This window comes from Halopseudomonas salegens, assembly GCF_900105655.1.
GTDB lineage: Bacteria > Pseudomonadota > Gammaproteobacteria > Pseudomonadales > Pseudomonadaceae > Halopseudomonas > Halopseudomonas salegens.
The window spans coordinates 2,535,211-2,556,281 of the sequence record NZ_LT629787.1 but is presented as its reverse complement, the minus strand read 5'-3'; the positions used below and the strand labels follow the sequence as shown (position 1 = coordinate 2,556,281).

Below are 21,071 nucleotides of genomic sequence, written 5' to 3'. Positions count from 1 at the left end.
CTTAATCCTTGGTCACTCGGTTAACTTCCGCCAGACTGGTTACCCCTTGTTCCGCCTTGAACAGGGCAGACTCGCGCAGGGTTTTGAAACCCTCGTTGCGGGCTACATCGGCTATCTCCATGGAGTTACCGTCTGCCATAATAATACGCTGCATGGCTGGCGTCACCTTAACCACTTCGTAAATGCCCACACGTCCTTTATAACCATCCTTGCAGTTTTCGCAACCCACGGGGCCAAATATCTTCAAGCCGGCATCGAGCTGCTCGGTCGTAAAGCCTTCTTCGAGCAGCGTCTCACGGGGTACGTCCATGGGTGCTTTGCAGCTTTTGCACAAGCGGCGCGCCAGACGCTGAGCGATGATCAGGTTGACCGAGGTGGCAATGTTAAATGAGGGAACGCCCATATTGCGCAAGCGAGTCAGGGTTTCAGCAGCGCTGTTGGTGTGCAAGGTGGACATCACCAGGTGACCGGTCTGTGCCGCCTTGATACCAATTTCCGCCGTTTCCAGGTCGCGGATCTCCCCCACCATGATGACGTCGGGATCCTGACGCAGGAAAGCGCGCAGTGCCTGAGCAAAATCCAGCCCCTGTTTGGGGTTGACGTTGACCTGGTTGATCCCTTCCAGGTTTATTTCCACCGGATCTTCCGCCGTGGAAATATTGCGTTCCATGGTATTGAGGATATTCAGGCCCGTGTACAGGGATACGGTTTTACCCGAACCGGTCGGGCCAGTTACCAGAATCATGCCCTGAGGGCGGGCCAGCGCATCCATGTACATTTTCTTCTGATCATCCTCGTAGCCCAATGCGTCAATGCCCATCTTGGCGCTTTCGGAATCCAGAATACGCAGTACTACCTTTTCACCCCACAGTGTGGGCAGGGTATTGACACGGAAGTCGATGGCCTTGTTTTTGGAGATGCGCATCTTGATACGGCCATCCTGGGGCTTGCGTCGCTCAGCAAGGTCCATGGATGACATGACTTTCAGGCGGGCCGCAATGCGAACGCCCAGTTGCGCGGGTGGCTTTGCAGCTTCATGCAGGATGCCATCGGTGCGGAAACGAACGCGATACATCTTTTCATAGGGTTCAAAATGCAAGTCCGATGACCCCAGCTTGATGGCATCAAGCAGCATTTTATTGACGAATCGAACGATGGGCGCGTCATCAGCATCGGTCTGGGCGGCATCGTTGTCCCCATCTTCGCGGACTGTCTGCACGTCCAGATCGTCCAGTTCCTGGTCCGTCATATCACCCAAACCGCCGGTGGGGCTATCCAGGTACTTGTCAATGGCGGTATGCAGCTTGTCATCTTCGACAATAACTGCGTCGGTCATCAAGCCGGTATTGAACTGTATATCACTCAACGCTTGCTGGTTGGTTGGGTCTGACAATGCGATAAAAAGCCGATTTCCTCGCTTGTACAGAGGCATCACATTGTGCTGGCGAATCAGCTTCTCGCTGACCAGGGTTTGCTCGGGGAGGCTTTCGGTATCGATCGCGCTGAGGTCGTAGAAGGGATAGCCGAACTCTTCAGCACAGAGCATGGCCAGATCGCGTGAATTGGCCAGCTTGTGTTGCACAAGATATGTAATGAACGGAATGCGATCCTGGCTAGCTTGTTTGCTGGCTTTGGCGGCAGCGGCAGCATCCAGCAATTCATCTTGTACTATGCGCCGGGCAAGGCCGGAAAGGGCTGGCGTTTCCATAGAGTTAAGGGTAATCCTTTAAAGGCATTTATCGTTGCAACTATAGTACAGTCTAGACGGCATGCACACTATATGCTGTTGACTTGGTGGCATACAGGTGAGCAGCTTCTGTTGCAGCAGGTATGCAATGAGAGTGACGAAAATTGTCACAATTTGACTTTTGAGGGGCGAATGCAACGTGCTTCCAGTAACAATGTGGCCCCAGATGCATTGAAGCAGAAGGCCACGAAGCAATAACAGGCGTTGGCACGCAATATGCTTTGATTATTCATAGCCGTTTGGCTGAATTGATTCCAAGGAGAAGTCTAAATGAAAGCTCAAAAAGGTTTTACCCTTATCGAACTGATGATCGTGGTAGCGATCATCGGTATTCTGGCTGCCATCGCTCTGCCGGCCTATCAGGACTATACCAACCGCGCCAAGGCTTCTGAGGTTGTACTGGCCGCTAGTGGTGCTCGTACATGCATGAGTGAGCTGGTGCAGTCAGGTGCCGCATCTTCCGCCTACAGCACTTGTGACTCTACGCAGAATAGCCAGTATGTCAGCGGTGTGTCGGTAGATACTGCTGGTGTGATCACCGCTACCGGCCAGGGTGATATGTCTGGTTTTGCAGTAGTACTGACTCCGACTATCACTTCCAACTATATTACCGAGTGGGAATGTGATGTGACCGGCCGCACTGAGTGGGCACCGGGTAGCTGCCGCGGTTGAAGTTAGTTATTTGAGTGACAAACAAACCCCGGTACTCCGGGGTTTGTTTTTATGGGCCCAAGATGCGATGCCGATGTGATGCTATCAATCTCTAGAACGTTTATTGCGTTCCTTGCATTCCTTTCTTTTGTTTTCATGCCCCTGATTTTCGATACCTGGCTGGTTCGCTTCCTTGCTTCAGATCACCAAGCCTACGAAAGTTTTTTTTATTCATTCGAGATCGTATCGGGCCTGGCCTGGTATCTGCTACTGCTTCTTTTTCTGTATTTCAGCTTTTATTGGTTATGCCGGCGCTTTCTGTTGAAATTGCTGCCAGCTTCGTTGCATTCGATGCGGGGCATTCGCTTGCTCATCGACCTGTTATTGATCCTGTATGTTTATGCTTCCAGCCTGGTGTTGTTTCCCGACTCGGCTTTCAGCTATGCAGTCGCCTTTCTGCCGTCTCCGATGCCGGTTTTTATCGCGGGTTCAGTATTGTTGCTGTTGGCTTTGCTACGCCAGCTGGCTCAGAGCAAATGTATAGCGGGAGCGGCGCTATTGCTGGCTCTTGTGTTTTTGCTGCCATACGGTCTTTTGTATGCGATCAAGCCGAGTGTGCTGTCGCAGCACATTGACCGACCTCACATTGTAGTGATCGGAGTAGACTCTCTGTCTGCCTATACTGCAGAGCAGTATTCGGTGCAGTTGCCTAACATTTCAAGCCTGATGGCATCTGGTTATCAATACGAGCGTGCCTATACCCCCCTCGGGCGTACTTTTCCTGCCTGGGTCAGCCTGTTGACCGGGCTTGAGGTTGCCGAACACCGTGGTGTGTTCAATTTGAGTGATAGAAAACAGCCGGCACTGCACGACAATTTCTTCAAGACGTTGGCCAGCCAAGACTACCAAGGCGTTTATGCCATGGATGAGCGCCGTTTCAATAATATGGGTGCTGAGTTCGGTTTTGATCAAGTGGTGGGGCCAATGCCGGGTGCCCTGGATTTTCTGGTCCATGGGTTGGTGGATAATCCGTTGGGCAATCTCTTGTTGCAGTGGCCCGGATCGCGGTGGTTGTTACCATGGAGCTGGAATAACGTAGCGGCTTATTCGAGTTATTCAGCCGACATGTTTGTGAAAGATGTGCTGGCAGCAATACACACAGAGCAGCCCCTGATGCTGGCGGTACACTTTCAGAGTGGTCACTTCCCCTTCAAATCCAGGCATACGCGTGACGTGTTCCAGCATGAAAACCAGATGTTTCAACGTTATATTCGCGCCCTGCAGGTCGTGGATGACCAGGTGGCGGTATTATTAGCGGGTTTGCAACAGCGTGGCGTCTTGCAGAATGCTTTGGTGGTGGTGTTGGCCGACCATGGTGAGGCGCTGGGCGAACTGGAAGCCGACCTGCAAAGGAACGGTGAATCCTTTCTGGTACAGAGCTACGGGCATGGCACGGACTTGCTCAGTGACCATCAGAATCGCATTCCCTTGGCTTACGTGCGTTTTCTGGATGGACGACCAGTTGGAGAGCCGCAACAGATAAAGCAGCATGTTTCTCTGAATGGTGTTCGAGACATTATTGAGCACTTCGCACAAACGAGTGACTTGCTTGTCATGCCTGAAACCCCGTGTTTCTTTGTTGAAACCGGCTTGCGCATCGAGGCCGCCAGTGACTATACAACCCTGGATGATATGGATGTGGCCAGTGAAGGGGCGATTTTCTATGATCTGATAGACGGGGAGCTGGTGTTGAAAGCGGACAAGCTACCGCAGTTGTTAACGGCCAAGGATATTGGCCTGCGTTGCCGTGACCGTGTGACCTGGTTTTCTGCCAGAGAGAGCGCTTTCTATAGCGTAGGGCTGGATGCGCAAGGGCAACCAATGACTTTTATTGACGTGGACGAGCAGGATCGGCGCCGCATAAATGAATACCGACAAAGCTACCTGAACTGGACTGAGGATAACTGATGGAGCAGTTGCTATCGCGTTTCAATCGGATTTGGCCTGAGGTGCTTGGTTGTCTCTTGTTAGCGGTCATGGCTGGTTTGGCGACGTTGCATTTTTATGGTCCGGGATGGTTGAGTTATGCCTGGGTCGGTATGGTGGTATTGTCGCTTGCCTTGCAGCTAACGGCACTGGGTACCCTGCGGCTCGGTAACCTCTTGCTGTGCCTGATCGGCATTTTGGCGCTGCTGATGCATACGTTTTCCTTTCTGGAAGGAGAACCCTGGCTGTCTTGGCCGCGGTTGATTCATCTGTTGGCGATTATGCTGTTGCTTTGGGTGCTGCGGGCTGCTCAGGGTGGGCGATATGTGCCTGGCCGAGAGGGCATGCTTGCCGTATGGCTGTCGCTGGTCGTATTTGCCGCTTGCGTAATCAATGGCCAAGCTCTTTATCTGGCCGAGTGGCAAATCTTTTTGCTGCAATTTTCCCTTTTCACTCTGTGTGTGAGGTGTTTTCCGGCGTTGGTGCAACACTCGTGGCCGTATTTTGTCATTGTCTTGCTGATATTGGGTCTGATGCTGCTGTCCAACGCGCTTGCTGCGTCAGTGGACGAGGTGATGGCAACGAGTGATCGCGTATTCCATATGCTGGGACATCTGCTGTTTGCCTGGTCGGTATATGCTTGCAGTCGTCAATATAGCTGGCGTCCGGTTTATCTGTTCTGGTCGGTATTCGCTGCGCTTTTGGTATGCACTCTGGCTGTAGCCATGCTCTGGTTTACAGTGGACCAGCCACGGCTTTATGACTGGTTTTCCAAGCCTCCGCTATTCGGACATATCCGGCATATGGGATATTTTCTCTGCTTTGCAGCCATTGTTGCGACCTACTGGTTCTTTTCTGCCCGCTTGCTTCAGCATTATCTGGCCGGAGTAGCGGTACTGCTTGGGTTCTCACTTCTATTCTGGAATGGTGGGCGTGGAGCTGCGCTTGCGGTTATGTTGGCCGGTAGTCTGGTACTTTTCTGTTCATGTTTCAGTTGGCAACGGCTTCGCAGCATGGCTTATCTGGTTATATTGGCTTTGGCCATGTCGCTGTTGTTCCGTGTCGATGTGCGAGGCGTAGGCTGGTTTGATGCCCTGTGGCGTTCTGACGCGGCGACTTCGGTGAATGCACTGAGCTCCGGACGACTGTGGATTTGGTCGGTGTTATGGCCATTTATCCAGGAGCGGATTTGGTTCGGCTGGGGCGGCAACGGTTTTGTGTCGGTCTGGGGGAAAGAGGCCAGTATTATCCAAGCACATAACGGGCTGTTCCAGCTGCTGCTGGAGTGGGGACTGATTACGACGGCGGCGATTCTTGGCTTGATCAGCTATTATTTCTTGCGCGGAAGTTGGGTGATTTGTCACATGGGGCGTCGTGCTCAACCACCTTTATTGCTGGGTTTGATGGTTACTCTTGGAATGCTGGTGTTAGCGGTGTTTGACGGCATTTTCTATTACGGGGCCCCTGGCAGCTTTCTTGCTCTCGGGTTGGGTTTGTTGGCTGCCGGACTGAAACTGCAGGCGTTGCATGGTCCCGATGCAGCGAATGATCATGGATGACTTAAGGGTGGTAGCTGCTTAAATTGTCGGGATAGTTATATGAAAACCCGTTTGGGCATGAATGAAGCAGACCTGTCCCGTGTCATCGAAATGGCTTGGGAGGATCGAACGCCTTTTGAAGCCATTGCGCGTTTATATGCGTTGAATGACTCGCAGGTTATTGGCTTGATGCGCCAAACGTTGCGGCCGTCGTCGTTTCGGCTATGGCGCAAACGAGTGTCCGGTCGCAAGACCAAGCATGCGGCACTCAGACACCCTGCCGTGCTGCGGGCTTACTGCCCAACCCAGTATAAAGGGTAACCGCTGCAGTTGATGGTTGCTTGAATGCCGCCTGGGTTACGATCTGCTACGCTTACTCCACCTGAAAGCAACAGCATGCCGCGTTCATTCACTTCAACCAAACAGGAAGGCCAAGATGTCTATTCGTATTAACGATATTGCCCCGGATTTCACTGCTGACTCCACTGCTGGTCAGTTGTCACTGCATGAGTGGATCGGTGACAGCTATGCGATTCTGTTTTCTCATCCGAAGGACTTTACCCCGGTGTGCACCACTGAGTTCGGGGCCGTTGCCCGATTGGCTCCGGAGTTTGCCCAGCGTAATACCAAGGTGTTGGGTGTTTCTGTTGACAGTGTTGACGAGCACAAGAAGTGGCAGCGTGATATCGAGACTGTTTGTGGAGCTCCTGCTGATTTTCCGATTATTGATGACAGGTCGCTGACGGTTTCCAAGCTGTATGACATGTTGCCGGCGGATGCCTACCTGCCCGATGGCCGCACTCCGGCTGACAGTGCCACGGTGCGCACTGTGTTCATCATCGGGCCGGACAAGAAAATACGTCTGACCATGGCTTATCCGATGACTGTCGGGCGTAATTTTGCGGAAATACTGCGCGCCCTGGATGCTGTTCAGGCTACTGATGGTGTGCCGATTGCCACCCCGGCTAACTGGGTGCCTGGCGAAGATGTAATCGTTGCCCTGAGCCTGAACAATGATCAAGCCAAGGAGAAATTCGGTACCCTGGATATCAAGCTGCCATATTTGCGTTTTACCGGTGCGCCGAAGCGATAAATGTGCACGCTGTGGGCAGGTAGCCAGCGTTAACGCAAATATACTGTGACACAGTTCACGTCCTGGCATTTTGCCGGTTTGTTTTCGGATGGTTTCACAGTATTGTTCTGCCATCACGGACGACATCAACCATGGATGGTTACCTGTTCTTGATCGGAAAGGCTGCCCAGTCGCAAATGACTGGGCAGCCTTTTTTGTTCATCTCGCGTGAACCTCTACTGATCTGGGTCATTGGCTTGCAAAGGCAGCTATGGGATATTTCCCCGTTAACTGACAGGGAGATTATTCCGCAATGCCCACCAAGTACTTGCTCGACGAAAGTCAAATGCCGCGCGCCTGGTACAACATTCAGGCCGACCTGCCCGAACCCTTGCCGCCGGTGCTGCATCCGGGAACCCATCAGCCGGTCACTGCCAGTGATCTGGACCCCTTGTTTACTCCGGCGCTGATCGAGCAGGAAATGACCACTGAACGTGAGGTAGACATCCCCGAGCCGGTTCGTGATGTCTACAAACTGTGGCGTCCGGCACCACTTTATCGTGCCTATGGTCTGGAAAAGGCATTGGGTACGCCCGCGAAGATCTACTACAAATACGAAGGTGTCAGTCCGGCGGGTAGTCATAAACCCAACTCGGCCATTCCGCAGGCGTTCTACAACAAGGAAGCCGGGGTCAAGCGCCTGACCACCGAAACCGGTGCTGGGCAGTGGGGTACTTCGCTGTCATTCGCGGGCTCATTGTTTGATCTGGATGTGACGGTATTCCAGGTCAGTGTTTCCTTTCAGCAGAAACCTTATCGCCGTGCAGTCATGGAAACCTATGGTGCCAGATGTATCGCTTCGCCATCGGAGTTGACTGAGTTTGGTCGTCGGGTACTGGCGGAAACACCGGATCACACGGGCAGCCTGGGAATTGCCATTTCCGAAGCGGTCGAGCTGGCGGTTAAGGACCCTGACACCAAATATGCCCTTGGTTCGGTACTCAATCATGTATTGCTGCACCAGAGCGTTATCGGTATCGAATCCATGCAGCAAATGGAAATGGCGGGTGACTGGCCGGATGTGATTGTCGGCTGTACCGGCGGCGGGTCCAACTTTGCCGGGATCTGTCAACGACGGTTCAAAACTGACCCACTTATCGGCGATATCGTCGGTTTAAAACTGACCCACCCTTGGCGATTAATTGTTGGTTAATAGACCTTGGCTGCTGCCCGAGACCGGCGCGATACCCGCAGCGTTCTTGTCCTTCAAGCGGTAGCTTTCGCCACGGATCTGCACGATATGCGCATGGTGTAACAACCGGTCTAACAGCGCTGCCGTCAAGGTTGTGTCATCGGCGAAGGCATGGGACCACTGCGAGAACGGCAGGTTACTGGTTACGATGACACTGCCTTGCTCGTACCGCTTGGCGATGACATTGAAGAACAGATTGGCTTCTTCGCGGCCAAACGGCAGATAGCCGATCTCGTCGATGATCAGCAGCCGCGGAGCTAGCACGCTGCGCTTCAAGTATTGCTCTAGGCGTTCCTGTTTGCGGGCTGTTGCCAGTTGCAGCATCAGATCGGCTGCGGCGATGAAGCGTGTCTTGATGCCTTGAGCGACGGCTTTGTGACCTAGGCTGATGGCGAGATGACTCTTGCCAACGCCACTGGGGCCGAGGAGTACGACATTCTCTGCTCGCTCTACGAAGGCCAAGCTTGTCAGTTCGTTCAGCTGTTTGCGCGGCGCTCCGCTGGCGAATTTAAAGTCATAGTCCTCGAAGAGCTTGCGCCCAGGGAAGCCGGCAAACTTGAGTAAGGTCTCACGGGAGCGCAGGGACCGTGCGTCCAGTTCCAAGCGCAATAGCTGCTCAAGGAAGTCGGCCAAGGTGTCTTCTTGCGAGGCGCAACGGTCGGCCATGGCTGACCATTCGCTGGCTAACGTGTCGAGCTTTAGGTTCGCGCAGGCGTGTTGGATACGCTGATGTTGCAGGTTCATGGACGTGCCTCCAGCAGCCGATCATAGGTGCTCAGCGGATGCTGGAAGCTCTCCCTGGGCACAGGCCGTGCGGCGGCGGGTATGTGCTCTAAGCCCCGTTTTGCCCGCCGTGGCAATGGCCTGAGCTGGAAGCGCTCCTGATCCAGCAATATCTGAGGCTTGATGCCGGTGGTGCCATGGATACGCTGGTGCGCCACACGCTCGAGCCAGGGACCTATATGGGCATTGGCCGTGGCCACATCCAGCCGAAGCCCAGCCTGATTCAGAGTGGCTGCCAGGGGCGTGATGAAGCTGTTTTTCAAGTAACCATTGAAGCGCTCGACCTTGCCCTTGGTGCGAGCTCTGTAGGGTCGGCAAGCGCGGGCGATAAAGCCATAATCACGCGCAGTCGCCAGCAGTTGCGCATTCCAACGATGCTGGCCTTCGCCGTAAGCATCACGCTCGATCATGATGGTCTTGGCGTTGTCGAACAGGATCTCCTGGGGTACCCCGCCGAAGTAATGGCATGCCTCCTCGATCCCGCGCAGCCAGTCATCCTGACGCTCATGCTCGGAAAACCGGACGTAGGTAGCGCGGCTATATCCCAGCGTGGCGACGAAAGCTTTGATCGTGCGCCGGTGGCGAGAGATGGTCGTGAAATCGACCTGCATTTGCTTGCCTGGAGGCGTCTCGAAACGAACTACCGGATCAGGCACGGCCGTCTTGAACTCGGCGAGATAGTTCTTGAGCTGAGTGATTCCGCCAGCATAGCCACGATCCTGAATCTCGCTGAACAGAACCGTTGCCGGTATCCAGTGCGGTTTGGCCGCCTCGATCCGTGCTAACAGATAGGTTTTGTAGGGCTCTAGCTTTGCTGGGCGAGCAGCCCGGTCCGGATAGCTAGGTACAACCGTCAGATCCCGCAGATACCTCCGCACCGTATTGCGCGACACTCCGAGCTGCTTTGCGATGGCGCGAATGCTGTTGCCTTGGCCATGTAATACATGAATTTCCACGAGTCTCTCCTGAGTCAACATCGGCCGCCGCTCTGGTCATTTGATTAGGCGGCCATTTTGCTTCAGGTGGGTCAATTTTAAGTCGACGTTGGTGGGTCAGTATTACTCCGGCGGTGACAGATCGCTTTTCCGTTTATCGGTCATGCTCTGCGTGGCGGTCAGAAGTCGCGCGTGGTGGCAGTTGAGCCCTCGGCCTGTCCTTCACTGACGCGTGGCAAATATGCCTATGATTATGGTGATACCGCGCACATGACGCCGCTGACCAAGATGCATACGCTGGGTGCGCATTTCACCCCGCCGGGCTTTCATGCAGGCGGTTTGCGTTATCACGGCATGGCCCCGCTGGTGTCGCATGTCAAGGAACTGGGCCTGTTTGAGGCTGTTGCCTATACGCAGAAAGAATGTTTTGAAGCGGGCGTGCTCTTTGCCCGTGCCGAGGGGATTGTACCGGCGCCGGAAGCAAATCATGCGGTAAAAGGTGCTATCGAGGAAGCTTTGCGCTGCAAGCGTGAAGGCAAACAGGACGTTATTCTGTTCAATCTGTGTGGTCACGGCCACTTTGATATGGCGGCTTATACTGCCTACTTTGCGGGTCAGTTGAGTGATCATGAGTACAGTGAGGAAGAGCTGGCGATGGCGTTGTCCGGGTTGCCCAGCATTTAAACAGTTTGTTACCGATAGCCAGGGAGGGCAATCGGAGATTGTGGTCTATTATTTATATCGGGTTTTGCCGTTGGCCATTCAATTGATCAGGACAGGATGTCGGTGATGTCAAGTGCAGTGCGTTGTACATTCGTTGTTTTTTCAACAGTTGTTCTTCTTTCAGCCAGCGTTAACGCTCAGTCCCTCGATCCCGTTCAGCAAGCCTTCCGGGCCAGTCACCAGACCCCGGAAGCGGCGTGCATCTAAAGCACGGAATGGCGGCCTGAAGTATGTGCAAGCCGGGCCAAGGCTGAATATGTCAACAAATCTTGAAGGAATACTCATGAATACCCTGAAAAAAATTGTGCTGAACTCTCTGATACTTCCGTGTGCCTTGCTGTCGAGTACTGCAGTGCTGGCCGACACTATTGAAGGCACGCTTGATGGCGAACCTCAGACCTGGCACGTGGTCAAGCAGGATGGCGCATCAACCGCAGGCTTCTCCGAGTTAGGGCCCGGCATGCTGAACGTTTCTCTGCAAGCCCATGTTGAAAAGCGTTTTGCTACTCAGGGTACTTTGAATATCAGTTTCGTGCTGATGAATGGCGAATTGATCAGCCCGCCAGAGGCAAGCTACTTCCATACCAACCGCTTTATGCCGAACTATGGCAACCAGGATACGCCGAAACATTGGGAACTCAGCGTCAGCGAGGTTGAAGGAGATTCGGCCCATTTCGTCGGACAATATCAGGGTACATTGACTCTCCAGGGCACACCTGAGGGCGATGAACCCGACTCTCTGGAATTGACAGTGGACTTCGATGTACGTGCAATCAGGGACAATTAGGTAGCTCAGACTGACAAGGCTCAGGCTCTTTGGGTTTCCAGCGTCCCCAGCAGCAGTGCGCGGTACAGCCTTTCGGCAAATCCGCGTGGCTGCGCAAGCTGCATACGTTCGAGGCATGCCAGGGTCGTCGGCCCCGGGCGCCGCTTCAGTCCGGCAGCGATTATCGGTAGCAGTGCCCTTTTGTTGCCGGCCAGGGATGACAGTCTGGATAACGCGACCGCCAGGTGTTCCTCTTCCCGGGTAAGCCCGCTGCCCAGCGGAAAGTCAGGCAGCTGCCCGGTATCCCTGGCGGGTTGCAGCGCCTGATGGATACGTTCGGGGGTGTTGTTGCGGTGTGCCGGTGCGATCTCGTAGTCGGCCGATACCTTTCCGGCTTTTTTTGCCTGTTCCAGCAATTGTGGCTGGAACGCCGAGTCGGTAATTGCCAGCAGGGCGTTGATTACCTCGGCATCGGTCTTGCCGCGCAGGTCTGCTGCGCCATATTCGGTTACCACGATATCGCGCAAATGCCGCGGTATGGTGATATGCGCATAATCCCAGACGATGTTCGACTGGCGTATACCTTTACGGGTGCGCGTGCTGGGCAGAGTAATGATGGATCTGCCGTCTTCGAGGGCGAATGCCTGAGCAATGAAATTGTACTGACCACCAACACCGCTGACGACCTGATAGTCAGCGAGTCCATCCGAGATCACTGCACCGCCCAGCGTCACCATCATGGCACTATTGACGAAGCGTGCGGCGGTACGGGCCTTTCGTTTGCGCTGCTCATCACCATAGAGGTCGTTGGTGAATGACACTGGCATCATGGCGATCTTGTTGCGCGTTGCCGCGGGCATATCTGCCAGGCGTTGGTAGAAGGTCGGGCTGCCAACAAAGAACCCGGCGTGCACCACCGCTCCGTCCACTTCCCGGGTCATGATGCCGGTCGTGATCATCTCGAGAAAACCTTCCACCAGCATTTCGGTTACGCCGTACAGCCCTTGCGTAAATGGCTCGCACTGTGCCGCAGACCGGGTAGGTCGCTGGCTGCCAAGTCTGTCGAGTAAATCCTTGTACAGTGCATTCTGTTGATGGCGAAGTACCAGGCTGTGGGTAATGGCATCACCGATCGAGCCGATGCCGATCTGCAGGCTGCCACCGTCCTCGATCAGGTTGGCTACTTCCAGACCGATCGCATGGTCGGTAGCCGAGGTCGGTTTGTTGGGCGGCATGAACAACTCGAATTCGTAGCCGGGCTCCTGCAGGATCATGTCGAAATCGCTGTCGGGCCGGTCGGCAGCACCGGCCATGAACGGCAACCGGGAATTGACCTGAGCAACGCTGAGGATGGGTAAACTATCCTGTCGCCGCCGATCGAGCAGGTCCGCGCTGATATCCGGATTGCAGCCGAGGCTGAAACGGGGTTCAGGACCACTGTAGTCACTGTGCTGGGGGGCTATGAGCTGCAGGATCAGGTTGACGCCGGAGTCGAGCAGCTCGTTCAGTGCATGGGTATAGTTGATTGAGGCATGGTTCTGTTGGGCCAGAGGGAAACCAAGCCACTGGCCCGACTGCAAAAAGAAATCCTTGACGACGATATTGTCCGGCAATTCACCGGAGCGAACCGCGCGGGCATATTCAAGTGCGGGGTAGTCATCGAACAGGCGCGCAGAGATCGGGTCAAGAAAGCGCTTTTCCAGCTCACTCCCGGCATGCGGACGCTCGAGAGTCAGTGCAGTCAGAATGCTCAGTGAGATGCCGGGATCGGCACAGGCACGTCGATATAATGCGTTGATAAGGTGGTTGGCCTTGCCCAGTCCCAAGGGCAGGCCAAGTACTACCCTGTTGCCGAGTTGCTGCAGAATGGCATCGACCAGGGCGTCACAATCGTTGAAATAGCGAGGAGAATCGGACATTGAACATTTCACAGCCATCGGAGTTTTAATTGTAGACACAATACAGCGAGTGACAGGCAGGGTTGAAGAGGCTATTACGGTAGCCATCGACAACGCGCCATTTGACATTGTCAGAAGACTGGCAATCCGGTGCTTATGATGTTGTTATATTGCCCGGCGCTGACCAAAAGGCATTGACGATAAAAGCGACAGCCCCTTTGCCAGCCGAAGGGACGGTTTGATGATTTGAACCGTCAGAACGTCTCGGATACATAACAAGATCAAATAACATGCATTCCAGCGTCTTGCTCCCCGTAAGAACAAAACTCGCCTATGGCCTTGGCCAGGTCGCCGAAACCATCAAGGCTACCGGCTTCGATATATTCCTGTTTTTCTATTTCACCCAGGTACTGGGGCTGTCCGGAACCCTTGCCGGGATTGCGGTGATGATCGCATTGATCTTTGATGCCGTGACTGATCCGCTGGCTGGCTATGTCTCAGACCACTGGCGCTCGCGCTTCGGTCGTCGCCACCCCTTCATGCTGGTGGCAGCAGTGCCCTTGGGGCTTGCCTGGTTCGGCTTGTTCATGCCGCCTGCGTCACTTTCTCAGTTGGGGCTTTTTTGCTGGTTGGCCGGCTTTGCGATCCTGGTCCGCGGCACCATGACCCTTTACTACGTACCCTATCTGGCTCTGGGAGCGGAGCTGACAGCTGACTATCAGGAGCGTACATCGGTTGCGGCCTGGCGGGGGATATGCGGTGTACTTGCCGCAGCACTGGTTGCCGTAGTCGGTTTGTCGCTGTTTTTTCCGGACAGTGTCGAGTTCGAAAATGGTCTGCTCAATCCTGCCGGCTATCCAAAGGTGGCGTTGGCAGGGGCCATTATCATGGTGCTGGCTATCTTGCTGTCAGCCTGGGGGACGCGTGACCGTATTGCTTCGCTGCCCAGGGCCTCGGATAGCCTGGCACGTGTTCCTGTGCGTGAAGATGTTGCTGCAGCATGGCATAACCGGTCATTTCGAGCGCTGTTCATTGGTACCATGCTGGTCGCGGTGTCAATCGGCATCGTGCAAACGCTGAACATGCATCTCAACGTTTATTTCTGGCAACTGCCCAGTTCAGCGATCGCTCTGTTGGCGATTGGTTTGCTGGCTGGATGGCCGGTGGGAATATTGCTGGCAAAACCTTTGCATCGACGCTTCGACAAGAAGCGTACCATCATCGTGGCAGCCTTGATCGGTCCCTTGGCGAGCAATATCGCGGTTGTATCCCGGTTGGCAGGTGTATTCCCGGATCAAGACAATGTGCTCTTCGAGCCATTGATATTTCTTGTGCTGTTTGTTTCGGGTATGGCAGCGGGGTTGGCGATGACATCTGGCGCGTCCATGATGGCGGATGTCACCCAGGAGCACCAGTTCCGCACCGGGCGCAGGCAAGAGGGTTTTCTGTTCAGCGCTGTGGCATTTACCGGCAAGATGGCTGCTGCGGTCGGCTATCTGGTTGCGGGCGTTGGTCTGGATCTGATCGGTTTCCCGGTTCAGGCCGAGCCCAGTCAGGTCTTGCCGGAGCACGTAACACGGCTGGCGTTGCTGAATCTTTCGGCCTGCCTGTTTGGTTTTGCTTCGGTAAGCGCGTATTGCTTTTACAGTATCGACCGTGACAGGCAGGTGCAAACGGCGCAAGAGCTTGCTGCCCGCGACAGTCTGCTCTGACTGGCTGAGTCGGCAAGACGACCTGCTGAATGTGTAATCGTCAGTTGCCTGTTGTGTGCATAAAAAATCATCCTATGCTGTAATGGCAAATTGAAATGGCTTTAAAGAGCGGTAAATAATGCAGTATCCCCGGGTAGCCCTGATCGCCAGAAAAGGCAGTGCCGATACACCAAGCGACTGGTTTCAGTGCCAAAGCGTTGCCGAATTGCCAGTTGACCCCGCCGTTGATGCCGTGGTGCTGGATGTTGATGCGGACTTGTTTGACCAGGCTCTTTTGGCACTGCGCGCCGAAGACGCTTATCGTTTTGTGCCGGCTTTCACGCTTCGTTCACAGGACAATGACCATCCGCTGTGTGACGGGCCTCTGCCGCAGAAACCAGAGATTATTGCCAAGACCTGTGAAGCCATTGCGAGTCGGTTGGCTGCTTTCAATCTGGGTCGCCGCCCTGAACGCCTTGAAGAGCGGGTTGTTGCCTGGCTCTGGACCCGTCCGCATGCCAGCCTGCTACCCGTACGGAACACCACCGTTGCTCACATGTACAGTTATCCGCTGATCAGCGCTTTTGCAAATGATCAGCCGGTTAACGAGATGGCCTGGTTGCGCTTGATGAGCGAGCAGGGATGGTTTGCTGCCGGCGAACTCATCGACCGCATACGCCTGTGCTCGAAATGCAACTCGGCTCGCCTGAATTATGTTGATCTGTGCCCGGAATGCAACGCACTGGACATAGCCAGAGAGCCGGCTCTGCATTGTTTTACCTGTGGTCATGTCGCCGCGCAGGAGAACTTTCTCAAGGACGGCATGATGCTGTGCCCCAACTGTCTGACCAGACTCAGACACATCGGCAGCGATTATGACCGACCCCCTGGAAAATCTGAGTTGTCGCGTTTGTCATAGCTTCTTTATCGATGCGGACGTCCAGGCGCGCTGCCTTGATTGTGACCATCAGCAGCAACCGGATGCTCTGCGAGTCCGTGAAATCAGGCATTACCACCTGACGGAAAATGCCCGGCTACGTTGTCGCCAGGGCTTTTCCGAAAGCGGCAGCAACGAGTTCTTCGGGCGTCTCAACCTGATCAGCCAGAACGCTTTCCAGAATTTGCTTGACTGGCAGATACAGCAATTGCGTCGTTATCCAGATACCCCTCCCTGCTCCTTGCTTGCCCTTAGATTCAGCAATCTTGAACAACTGCTGAGTACACCGGAAGGGCAAGCCAGCATGGATGAGTTGATTGAGCGTATCAAGGATGCGATCAGGGATACCGATCGATGCAGTCGTTCAAGCGAGAATCTGCTCTGGTTGTTGTTGCCACATACTGACCGTAACGGCGTCGATGTGCTGTCCAGGCGCCTGTCCGACTTCACCAGCCTGTTGGCGATCCGGGACAGTGCTCCCGATGTACAGGCGTCAGCCCTCACTCTGCCACATGATTTGCTGGCTGAAGAGGATGCACCGCTGCTGATTGGACGCTTGGCGGGTGAGATGGGTTGATGGTGGAAACCCCGATACTGACATTACATGAAATCATCAGCATGGTGGCCAGTGCCGATGGCGTCACCAGGCTGCTGTTGTTGCTGTTCCCGTTTTTTCTGCTGATCGAATTGCCGATGAACCTGCTGATCGCTGCGGGGGTGGTGCGCTGGTATTCGCGTAAAATGTCGACTATTCCTGCTGCGGCAAACTATGCACCCACAGTGTCATGCATCATCACCTGCTACAGCGAGGGCCGAGATGTACTTAAGACGCTGGAAACGCTTTGCGAACAGGTCTATCCCGGTGATATTGAGCTGATACCCGTCATCGATGGGGCTGCGGTCAATCAGGAAACACTGCAAGTCATTCGCGACTACCGGATTGACTCCGGCATCCATCCCCGTCGACATCTGAAGCCGATTGCCAAGTGGCAGCGTGGGGGGCGAGTCTCTTCATTGAATGCCGGCCTGCAACAGGCAACGGGCGATATAGTGTTGGCGCTGGACGGTGACACCTCCTTTGACAACACCATGGTCAGCAGCATTACCCGACATTTCGTCGACCCCGGAGTACCTGCCGTTGCCGGAAGCCTGCGGGTGCGCAATATGCGCGCATCACTGATTACGCGGATTCAGGCGCTGGAGTATTTCCTGTCGATTCATGTCAGCAAAACAGGCCTGTCAGAATGGAATACCGTCAACAACATCTCTGGTGCCTTTGGTGCTTTCCGGCGTGAGTTTCTGCTGCATATAGGGGGGTGGGATACGCATTCTGCGGAGGATCTGGATATTACCTTGCGCATCAAGGGTTATTTTGCCCGGCATCCTCTGCGTATTCCTTTTGAACCGGCGGCTGTCGGGCATACGGATGCACCCGTGACCCTGCGCCAATTTCTCATGCAACGACTGCGCTGGGATGGCGATCTGTTTTTCTTGTACATCCGCAAGCATTCCCACAGCATGACTCCCCGACTGCTCGGCTGGCCCAATTTTCTGATGACCTTGATCACCGGTTTCTTCTTTCAACTGGTACTGCCCTTCATGATTGTCGGCTACACGCTTGCGGCACTGGTGCTGCTTCCTGTGCAGACATTGCTGATTTTGACCACACTGGTTTATCTGGTCTACCTGGCTGTGACCCTTTGCCTTTATGTGTTGGGCTTGTTACTGGTGTCGGAACGTCCACGTGACGACTTGAGGTTGCTGGCTGTGGTTCCGCTGTTCCCGGTTTTCATGTTCGGGCTGCGTTGTTGGGGTGTGGTCTGCACAATGAATGAGGTCCTGCGGCGCGGGCATGAGGAAACCAGCATGGCGCCCTGGTGGGTGCTGAAAAAAGGCAAGAGGTTCTGATATGGGTGGCAGACCATCAATGCAATTGCTGCTTGGCAGCGTTTTGATTGCGATAGCGCTGTCACCACAGCAGCTAATGGCTGTAAGCCTGCAGTCACTGCTTGATGGTATGCACGACACCCCTGCCACTCTGGCCAGCCAGCATGAAGAGCAACGCATCGATGCGGAGCTGCAACAGCGCCGGGCGACAGCGGGCTGGAGCCTGTTTGGTGGCGTCGACAGTGGTCGTTTCCGGGAGGTGGAAACGACAGGCATTCAGGAGTTTGAGGGTTATGGTGCACAACTGGGGCTACGTTATCCCTTGCTTGGCAGCATGCAGGCACGCAAGGCCTCGGTGACCGATGCCCGAGTATCACTGGCCCAGGCCCAACAGATGACGGAGCTCAGTCGCGCTGAACAACGCATGCTGTTGCGTCAGACCTACATAGACTGGTGGCAACAACAGGCACTGGATGACTGGTGCGCCAGGCAGCGGATAAAAGCGCGCGATGAACACGACCGTGTGGCAACACGGGTCATGCACAAGGAGCTCAGGCTGTCCGAGGAGTTATGGACCCAGCAGCGCTGGCGCAGCCTGATGCTCCCCTGCGGCAACCTGCAACAGCGCATGGCACAGCTTGAGCAAAGGCTAGGCTATCTTCACGGCAAGCCCCTTGCTGCTGACACCAAGGCTCAGGTCGAAGCGCTACCGCTGGAGCCAGCCCCGCTGCAGCAATGGCTGCCCTTGCTGGAAGAACATCCGGCGTTGCAGGTTCACCAGGCAGAACAACAGGGGTTGCAGCCTCTGACCCGGGAACGTTGGTCTGATCGGGTTGATGCCAGCTTCAGCCTGGCGCAGAGTTATGATCGCCGTACGGATATTGGTGGCAGCGGTAGCGGGCTGGTGGCCGCAATTACGTTCGAAACCCCGCTGACTGGTATTGCTGATAGCCGAGAAACACCAGCTGCTGCTCAGCAGAGGGCAGCCCACCAGCGCTATCTTGATGCCAGGCAATCCCTCGCTCAAACGCTTGAGCTGACATTGCAACAATATCGCCAACAACTCGACAGTATTGCGCTGCGTCAGCTACAGCTCGACTACACAAGGCAGCTGATACTGGAGCAGCAAGAGCGTCAGCGCATCAACAATGCCAGCGAATTCATGGGGTTGCGAATGGCCCGCCTTGAGCAGGCGGACATCGGCCTCGAGTTGATCAATGACTGGCATGCAGCCTGGAGTTTGCTGGCCGAGCTGGAGACACTGGCCGAGCAACAGCTACCTCTGCTTTCCACAAAACAGGTGGAATGGTCTGCAAAGGCTGACAGGCCCGCACCGGCATCGCATCAGGAACCTGGCTGGAGGCAGTCTGCCTACATCTGGAACAGTACCTTGTTGTTGGATAAACGACACCGCGAACAACAGATCAACGCACTGACGTCGGCGGGATTCAATCATGTTTATCTGGGGTTCGATGCTGAACAGGTAGCGCGGCTTGAACAGCTGTCGCCGAACATCGAGCAACTGATTCGACAGCTGCGGCAACACGGCTTCATTGTCGATCTCCTGCTTGGTGATCCTGCCTGGATATCAGCCGAGAATCGCGCCGACCTGCTGCAGTTGATCGACAGATTTGCGGCTCTGCCCTTTGACCACCTGCATCTCGATCTCGAAGTCGAGCAACTGGGTTGGCCGGTGCCGGACACGCGGCTGGTCGACTGGTTACAGACCCTCGAGGCTGTCAGCAACGTCAGCCCCTGGCCGGTTACGCTGGTCGGCCATCATCGCTGGTTTGCTCCAACCGCCCGAGGATCCGGACACTGTATTCCCTGCGCACTGCCAGATCTGGATATCGATGCAGTCACCATCATGCTTTACAGCACTGCCGAGAGCTCGGTCATAGAACGCACTGCAGCAATTGCGGACGCCTGGCCAGAGCTGAAGGTCAGCCTCGCGCAAAGTGTCGAGTCCACACTGCCGCAAGAGAACAGTTGGCAGGGTTCATCTCATGGCGAGCTTGAAGCCCTCAATGCGCGTTTGCGCAGGCAACTCGGCAAGCACGATCTTGCCGGTCTGGCCTGGCAAGACTGGCAGCACTATCTCAACATCATCGAAGCAGGAAGCCAGGTGCCATGAAAGTTCGATTTTCCAGCCAGAAAGAGCAGAATCCGACAGTCGATGGTGGACTCAAGGTCATGTATGCACCGGGAAAACGCGCGGCCTACCGCCTGCGGTGGTATCTGATACTGTTGATCGTTGCCAGTCCTTTTTTGTGGTTTCTGTTCAAGCTGGCCAGTGGTCTGGTGCTGCTTGAAGTACCGGCCCGCACTGTTCAGCTGCTTCAGGATGTGCGCGCACTGGAAAGCGGAGTGGTAACGCAGCTGCATGTTATTCCCGGCCAGCAGATAAGCGCGGGTGCCCAACTGGTTACCCTGGAGAATCCTGCGCTCTTGTCGCAGCGACAAGCACTTGATGCTACTACCCCAACCCGGTCGACAGGTGGTGCACCGCTTGAGCAGCAGCAACGAGCTTTGCAACAGCAGGTTGCACGAGCACAGTCACGGGTTTCAGAGTTACAGCGCCTTGTGTCCCTGGGCGCTGCAACCCGAGGTGAGCTACAGCAGGCTGAAGATACGCTTAACGACCGGCAGGCTGCGGTGGCTGCGCTACAGCGCAGTACGGAGCCATTGGCCGAACAGCAGATTCAGTCTCGACGCTCGGTCTACGAGCTGGCTGCGATCGAGCAGCGTCTGCAGCAGTTGCAGGTGACTGCCGCAGTTGATGGACGCGTTCAGACTGTCGAGGTCAGTGAAGGGGAAAGTGTTGGACCTGGTACCTTGCTGTTGCAAGTTTCCTCATCAGAGACCACCGAGATACATGTATTCCTCGATCCCCGTCATCGCGACCTCGCTTACCCCGGTCAACCTTTGGCGCTGCAACTGCCAGACAAGCAGTGGCTGGATGCCCGGGTTATCGATACGGCTCAACAGGTCAGTCGTTTGCCCCCCGATATTCGCTCACCCTTCGGCGGTACTGATCTTGGTTTGTTGGTGAAGGTACAACCGGTTGAGCCGTTGCCGCCCCAATGGCAGCTGGATAACCTGCCATTGACTGCACGTTTCCCGAATCAGCTGGAACGGTGGTGGCAGCAGTTATCCAGGTAATCTACCCTGGCGTAACCGCTCCACTCGTTGCAGGGTGTGAAAC

Annotated in this window: 18 protein-coding genes; 14 read left to right on the top strand and 4 right to left on the bottom strand. The window is 55.0% G+C overall.

Features of this window, described 5'->3' with window-relative positions:
* Position 1: 1 nt before the first annotated feature.
* Positions 2-1,708, bottom strand: coding sequence for a type IV-A pilus assembly ATPase PilB (gene pilB / locus BLU07_RS11700; protein ID WP_092387147.1), 1,707 nt, complete (start codon positions 1,706-1,708; stop codon positions 2-4).
* 309 nt (positions 1,709-2,017) lie between these two features.
* On the opposite strand from pilB, the gene BLU07_RS11695 reads away from it, so the two are divergent.
* The 6 genes from BLU07_RS11695 to BLU07_RS11670 all read left to right on the top strand — a co-directional run bounded on the left by BLU07_RS11695 (position 2,018) and on the right by BLU07_RS11670 (position 8,207).
* Entirely contained in the window at positions 2,018-2,419 is a 402-nt protein-coding gene (locus BLU07_RS11695; RefSeq protein WP_092387144.1) for a pilin, read from the top strand.
* Positions 2,420-2,719: 300 nt separating this feature from the next.
* The gene (locus BLU07_RS11690) at positions 2,720-4,366 is read left to right on the top strand and encodes a sulfatase-like hydrolase/transferase (protein WP_157719191.1); all 1,647 of its coding nucleotides are present in this window, start codon (positions 2,720-2,722) and stop codon (positions 4,364-4,366) included.
* A complete protein-coding gene (locus BLU07_RS11685; RefSeq protein WP_092387140.1) occupies positions 4,366-5,943 on the top strand; it encodes an O-antigen ligase family protein in 1,578 nt (525 codons plus the stop codon). Before BLU07_RS11690 ends, BLU07_RS11685 begins: the two co-directional genes overlap by 1 nt.
* A 39-nt stretch (positions 5,944-5,982) precedes the next feature.
* Complete coding sequence (locus BLU07_RS11680; RefSeq protein WP_407920072.1) at positions 5,983-6,243, top strand: TIGR03643 family protein; 261 nt, start codon at positions 5,983-5,985, stop codon at positions 6,241-6,243.
* Between the two features lie 115 nt (positions 6,244-6,358).
* A complete protein-coding gene (locus BLU07_RS11675; RefSeq protein WP_092387138.1) occupies positions 6,359-7,015 on the top strand; it encodes a peroxiredoxin in 657 nt (218 codons plus the stop codon).
* Between the two features lie 292 nt (positions 7,016-7,307).
* Positions 7,308-8,207, top strand: a complete 900-nt coding sequence (locus BLU07_RS11670) for a TrpB-like pyridoxal phosphate-dependent enzyme (protein WP_231701629.1) — start codon at positions 7,308-7,310, stop codon at positions 8,205-8,207.
* Here BLU07_RS11670 and istB read toward each other — a convergent pair.
* A complete protein-coding gene (gene istB / locus BLU07_RS11665) occupies positions 8,193-8,990 on the bottom strand; it encodes an IS21-like element helper ATPase IstB (protein ID WP_092385635.1) in 798 nt (265 codons plus the stop codon). The genes BLU07_RS11670 and istB overlap by 15 nt on opposite strands.
* Complete coding sequence (istA, locus tag BLU07_RS11660; RefSeq protein ID WP_092385633.1) at positions 8,987-10,006, bottom strand: IS21 family transposase; 1,020 nt, start codon at positions 10,004-10,006, stop codon at positions 8,987-8,989. The genes istB and istA overlap by 4 nt, the downstream gene beginning before the upstream one ends.
* Before the next feature lie 99 nt (positions 10,007-10,105).
* Between istA and BLU07_RS11655 the strand changes: the two genes are divergently transcribed.
* Together BLU07_RS11655 and BLU07_RS11650 are read left to right on the top strand one after the other, a co-directional pair.
* Complete coding sequence (locus BLU07_RS11655; RefSeq protein WP_407920111.1) at positions 10,106-10,648, top strand: pyridoxal-phosphate dependent enzyme; 543 nt, start codon at positions 10,106-10,108, stop codon at positions 10,646-10,648.
* A 322-nt stretch (positions 10,649-10,970) separates the two neighbouring features.
* Positions 10,971-11,474: a hypothetical protein gene (locus BLU07_RS11650; protein ID WP_092387136.1), complete on the top strand. Its 504-nt coding sequence runs from the start codon at positions 10,971-10,973 to the stop codon at positions 11,472-11,474.
* 20 nt (positions 11,475-11,494) lie between these two features.
* Here BLU07_RS11650 and BLU07_RS11645 read toward each other — a convergent pair whose 3' ends face one another.
* The gene (locus tag BLU07_RS11645; protein ID WP_092387134.1) at positions 11,495-13,372 is read right to left on the bottom strand and encodes an acetyl-CoA hydrolase/transferase C-terminal domain-containing protein; all 1,878 of its coding nucleotides are present in this window, start codon (positions 13,370-13,372) and stop codon (positions 11,495-11,497) included.
* A 269-nt stretch (positions 13,373-13,641) separates the two neighbouring features.
* Between BLU07_RS11645 and BLU07_RS11640 the strand changes: the two genes are divergently transcribed.
* The 6 genes from BLU07_RS11640 to BLU07_RS11615 all read left to right on the top strand — a co-directional run bounded on the left by BLU07_RS11640 (position 13,642) and on the right by BLU07_RS11615 (position 21,028).
* Complete coding sequence (locus tag BLU07_RS11640; RefSeq protein ID WP_092387132.1) at positions 13,642-15,063, top strand: MFS transporter; 1,422 nt, start codon at positions 13,642-13,644, stop codon at positions 15,061-15,063.
* Between the two features lie 118 nt (positions 15,064-15,181).
* Complete coding sequence (locus BLU07_RS11635; RefSeq protein ID WP_092387130.1) at positions 15,182-15,961, top strand: TackOD1 domain-containing metal-binding protein; 780 nt, start codon at positions 15,182-15,184, stop codon at positions 15,959-15,961.
* Positions 15,918-16,556 (top strand): TackOD1 domain-containing metal-binding protein, encoded by a 639-nt coding sequence (locus tag BLU07_RS11630; protein WP_092387128.1) that lies wholly within the window; start codon positions 15,918-15,920, stop codon positions 16,554-16,556. The genes BLU07_RS11635 and BLU07_RS11630 overlap by 44 nt, the downstream gene beginning before the upstream one ends.
* Complete coding sequence (locus BLU07_RS11625) at positions 16,556-17,887, top strand: glycosyltransferase family 2 protein (protein ID WP_231701741.1); 1,332 nt, start codon at positions 16,556-16,558, stop codon at positions 17,885-17,887. The genes BLU07_RS11630 and BLU07_RS11625 overlap by 1 nt, the downstream gene beginning before the upstream one ends.
* A gap of 76 nt (positions 17,888-17,963) precedes the next feature.
* Positions 17,964-20,000 carry a TolC family protein gene (locus tag BLU07_RS11620; protein ID WP_157719190.1) on the top strand — a complete coding sequence of 679 codons (2,037 nt, stop codon included), beginning with the start codon at positions 17,964-17,966 and terminating at the stop codon, positions 19,998-20,000.
* Positions 19,997-21,028 (top strand): HlyD family secretion protein, encoded by a 1,032-nt coding sequence (locus BLU07_RS11615; RefSeq protein WP_092387124.1) that lies wholly within the window; start codon positions 19,997-19,999, stop codon positions 21,026-21,028. Before BLU07_RS11620 ends, BLU07_RS11615 begins: the two co-directional genes overlap by 4 nt.
* Positions 21,029-21,071: the final 43 nt, after the last annotated feature.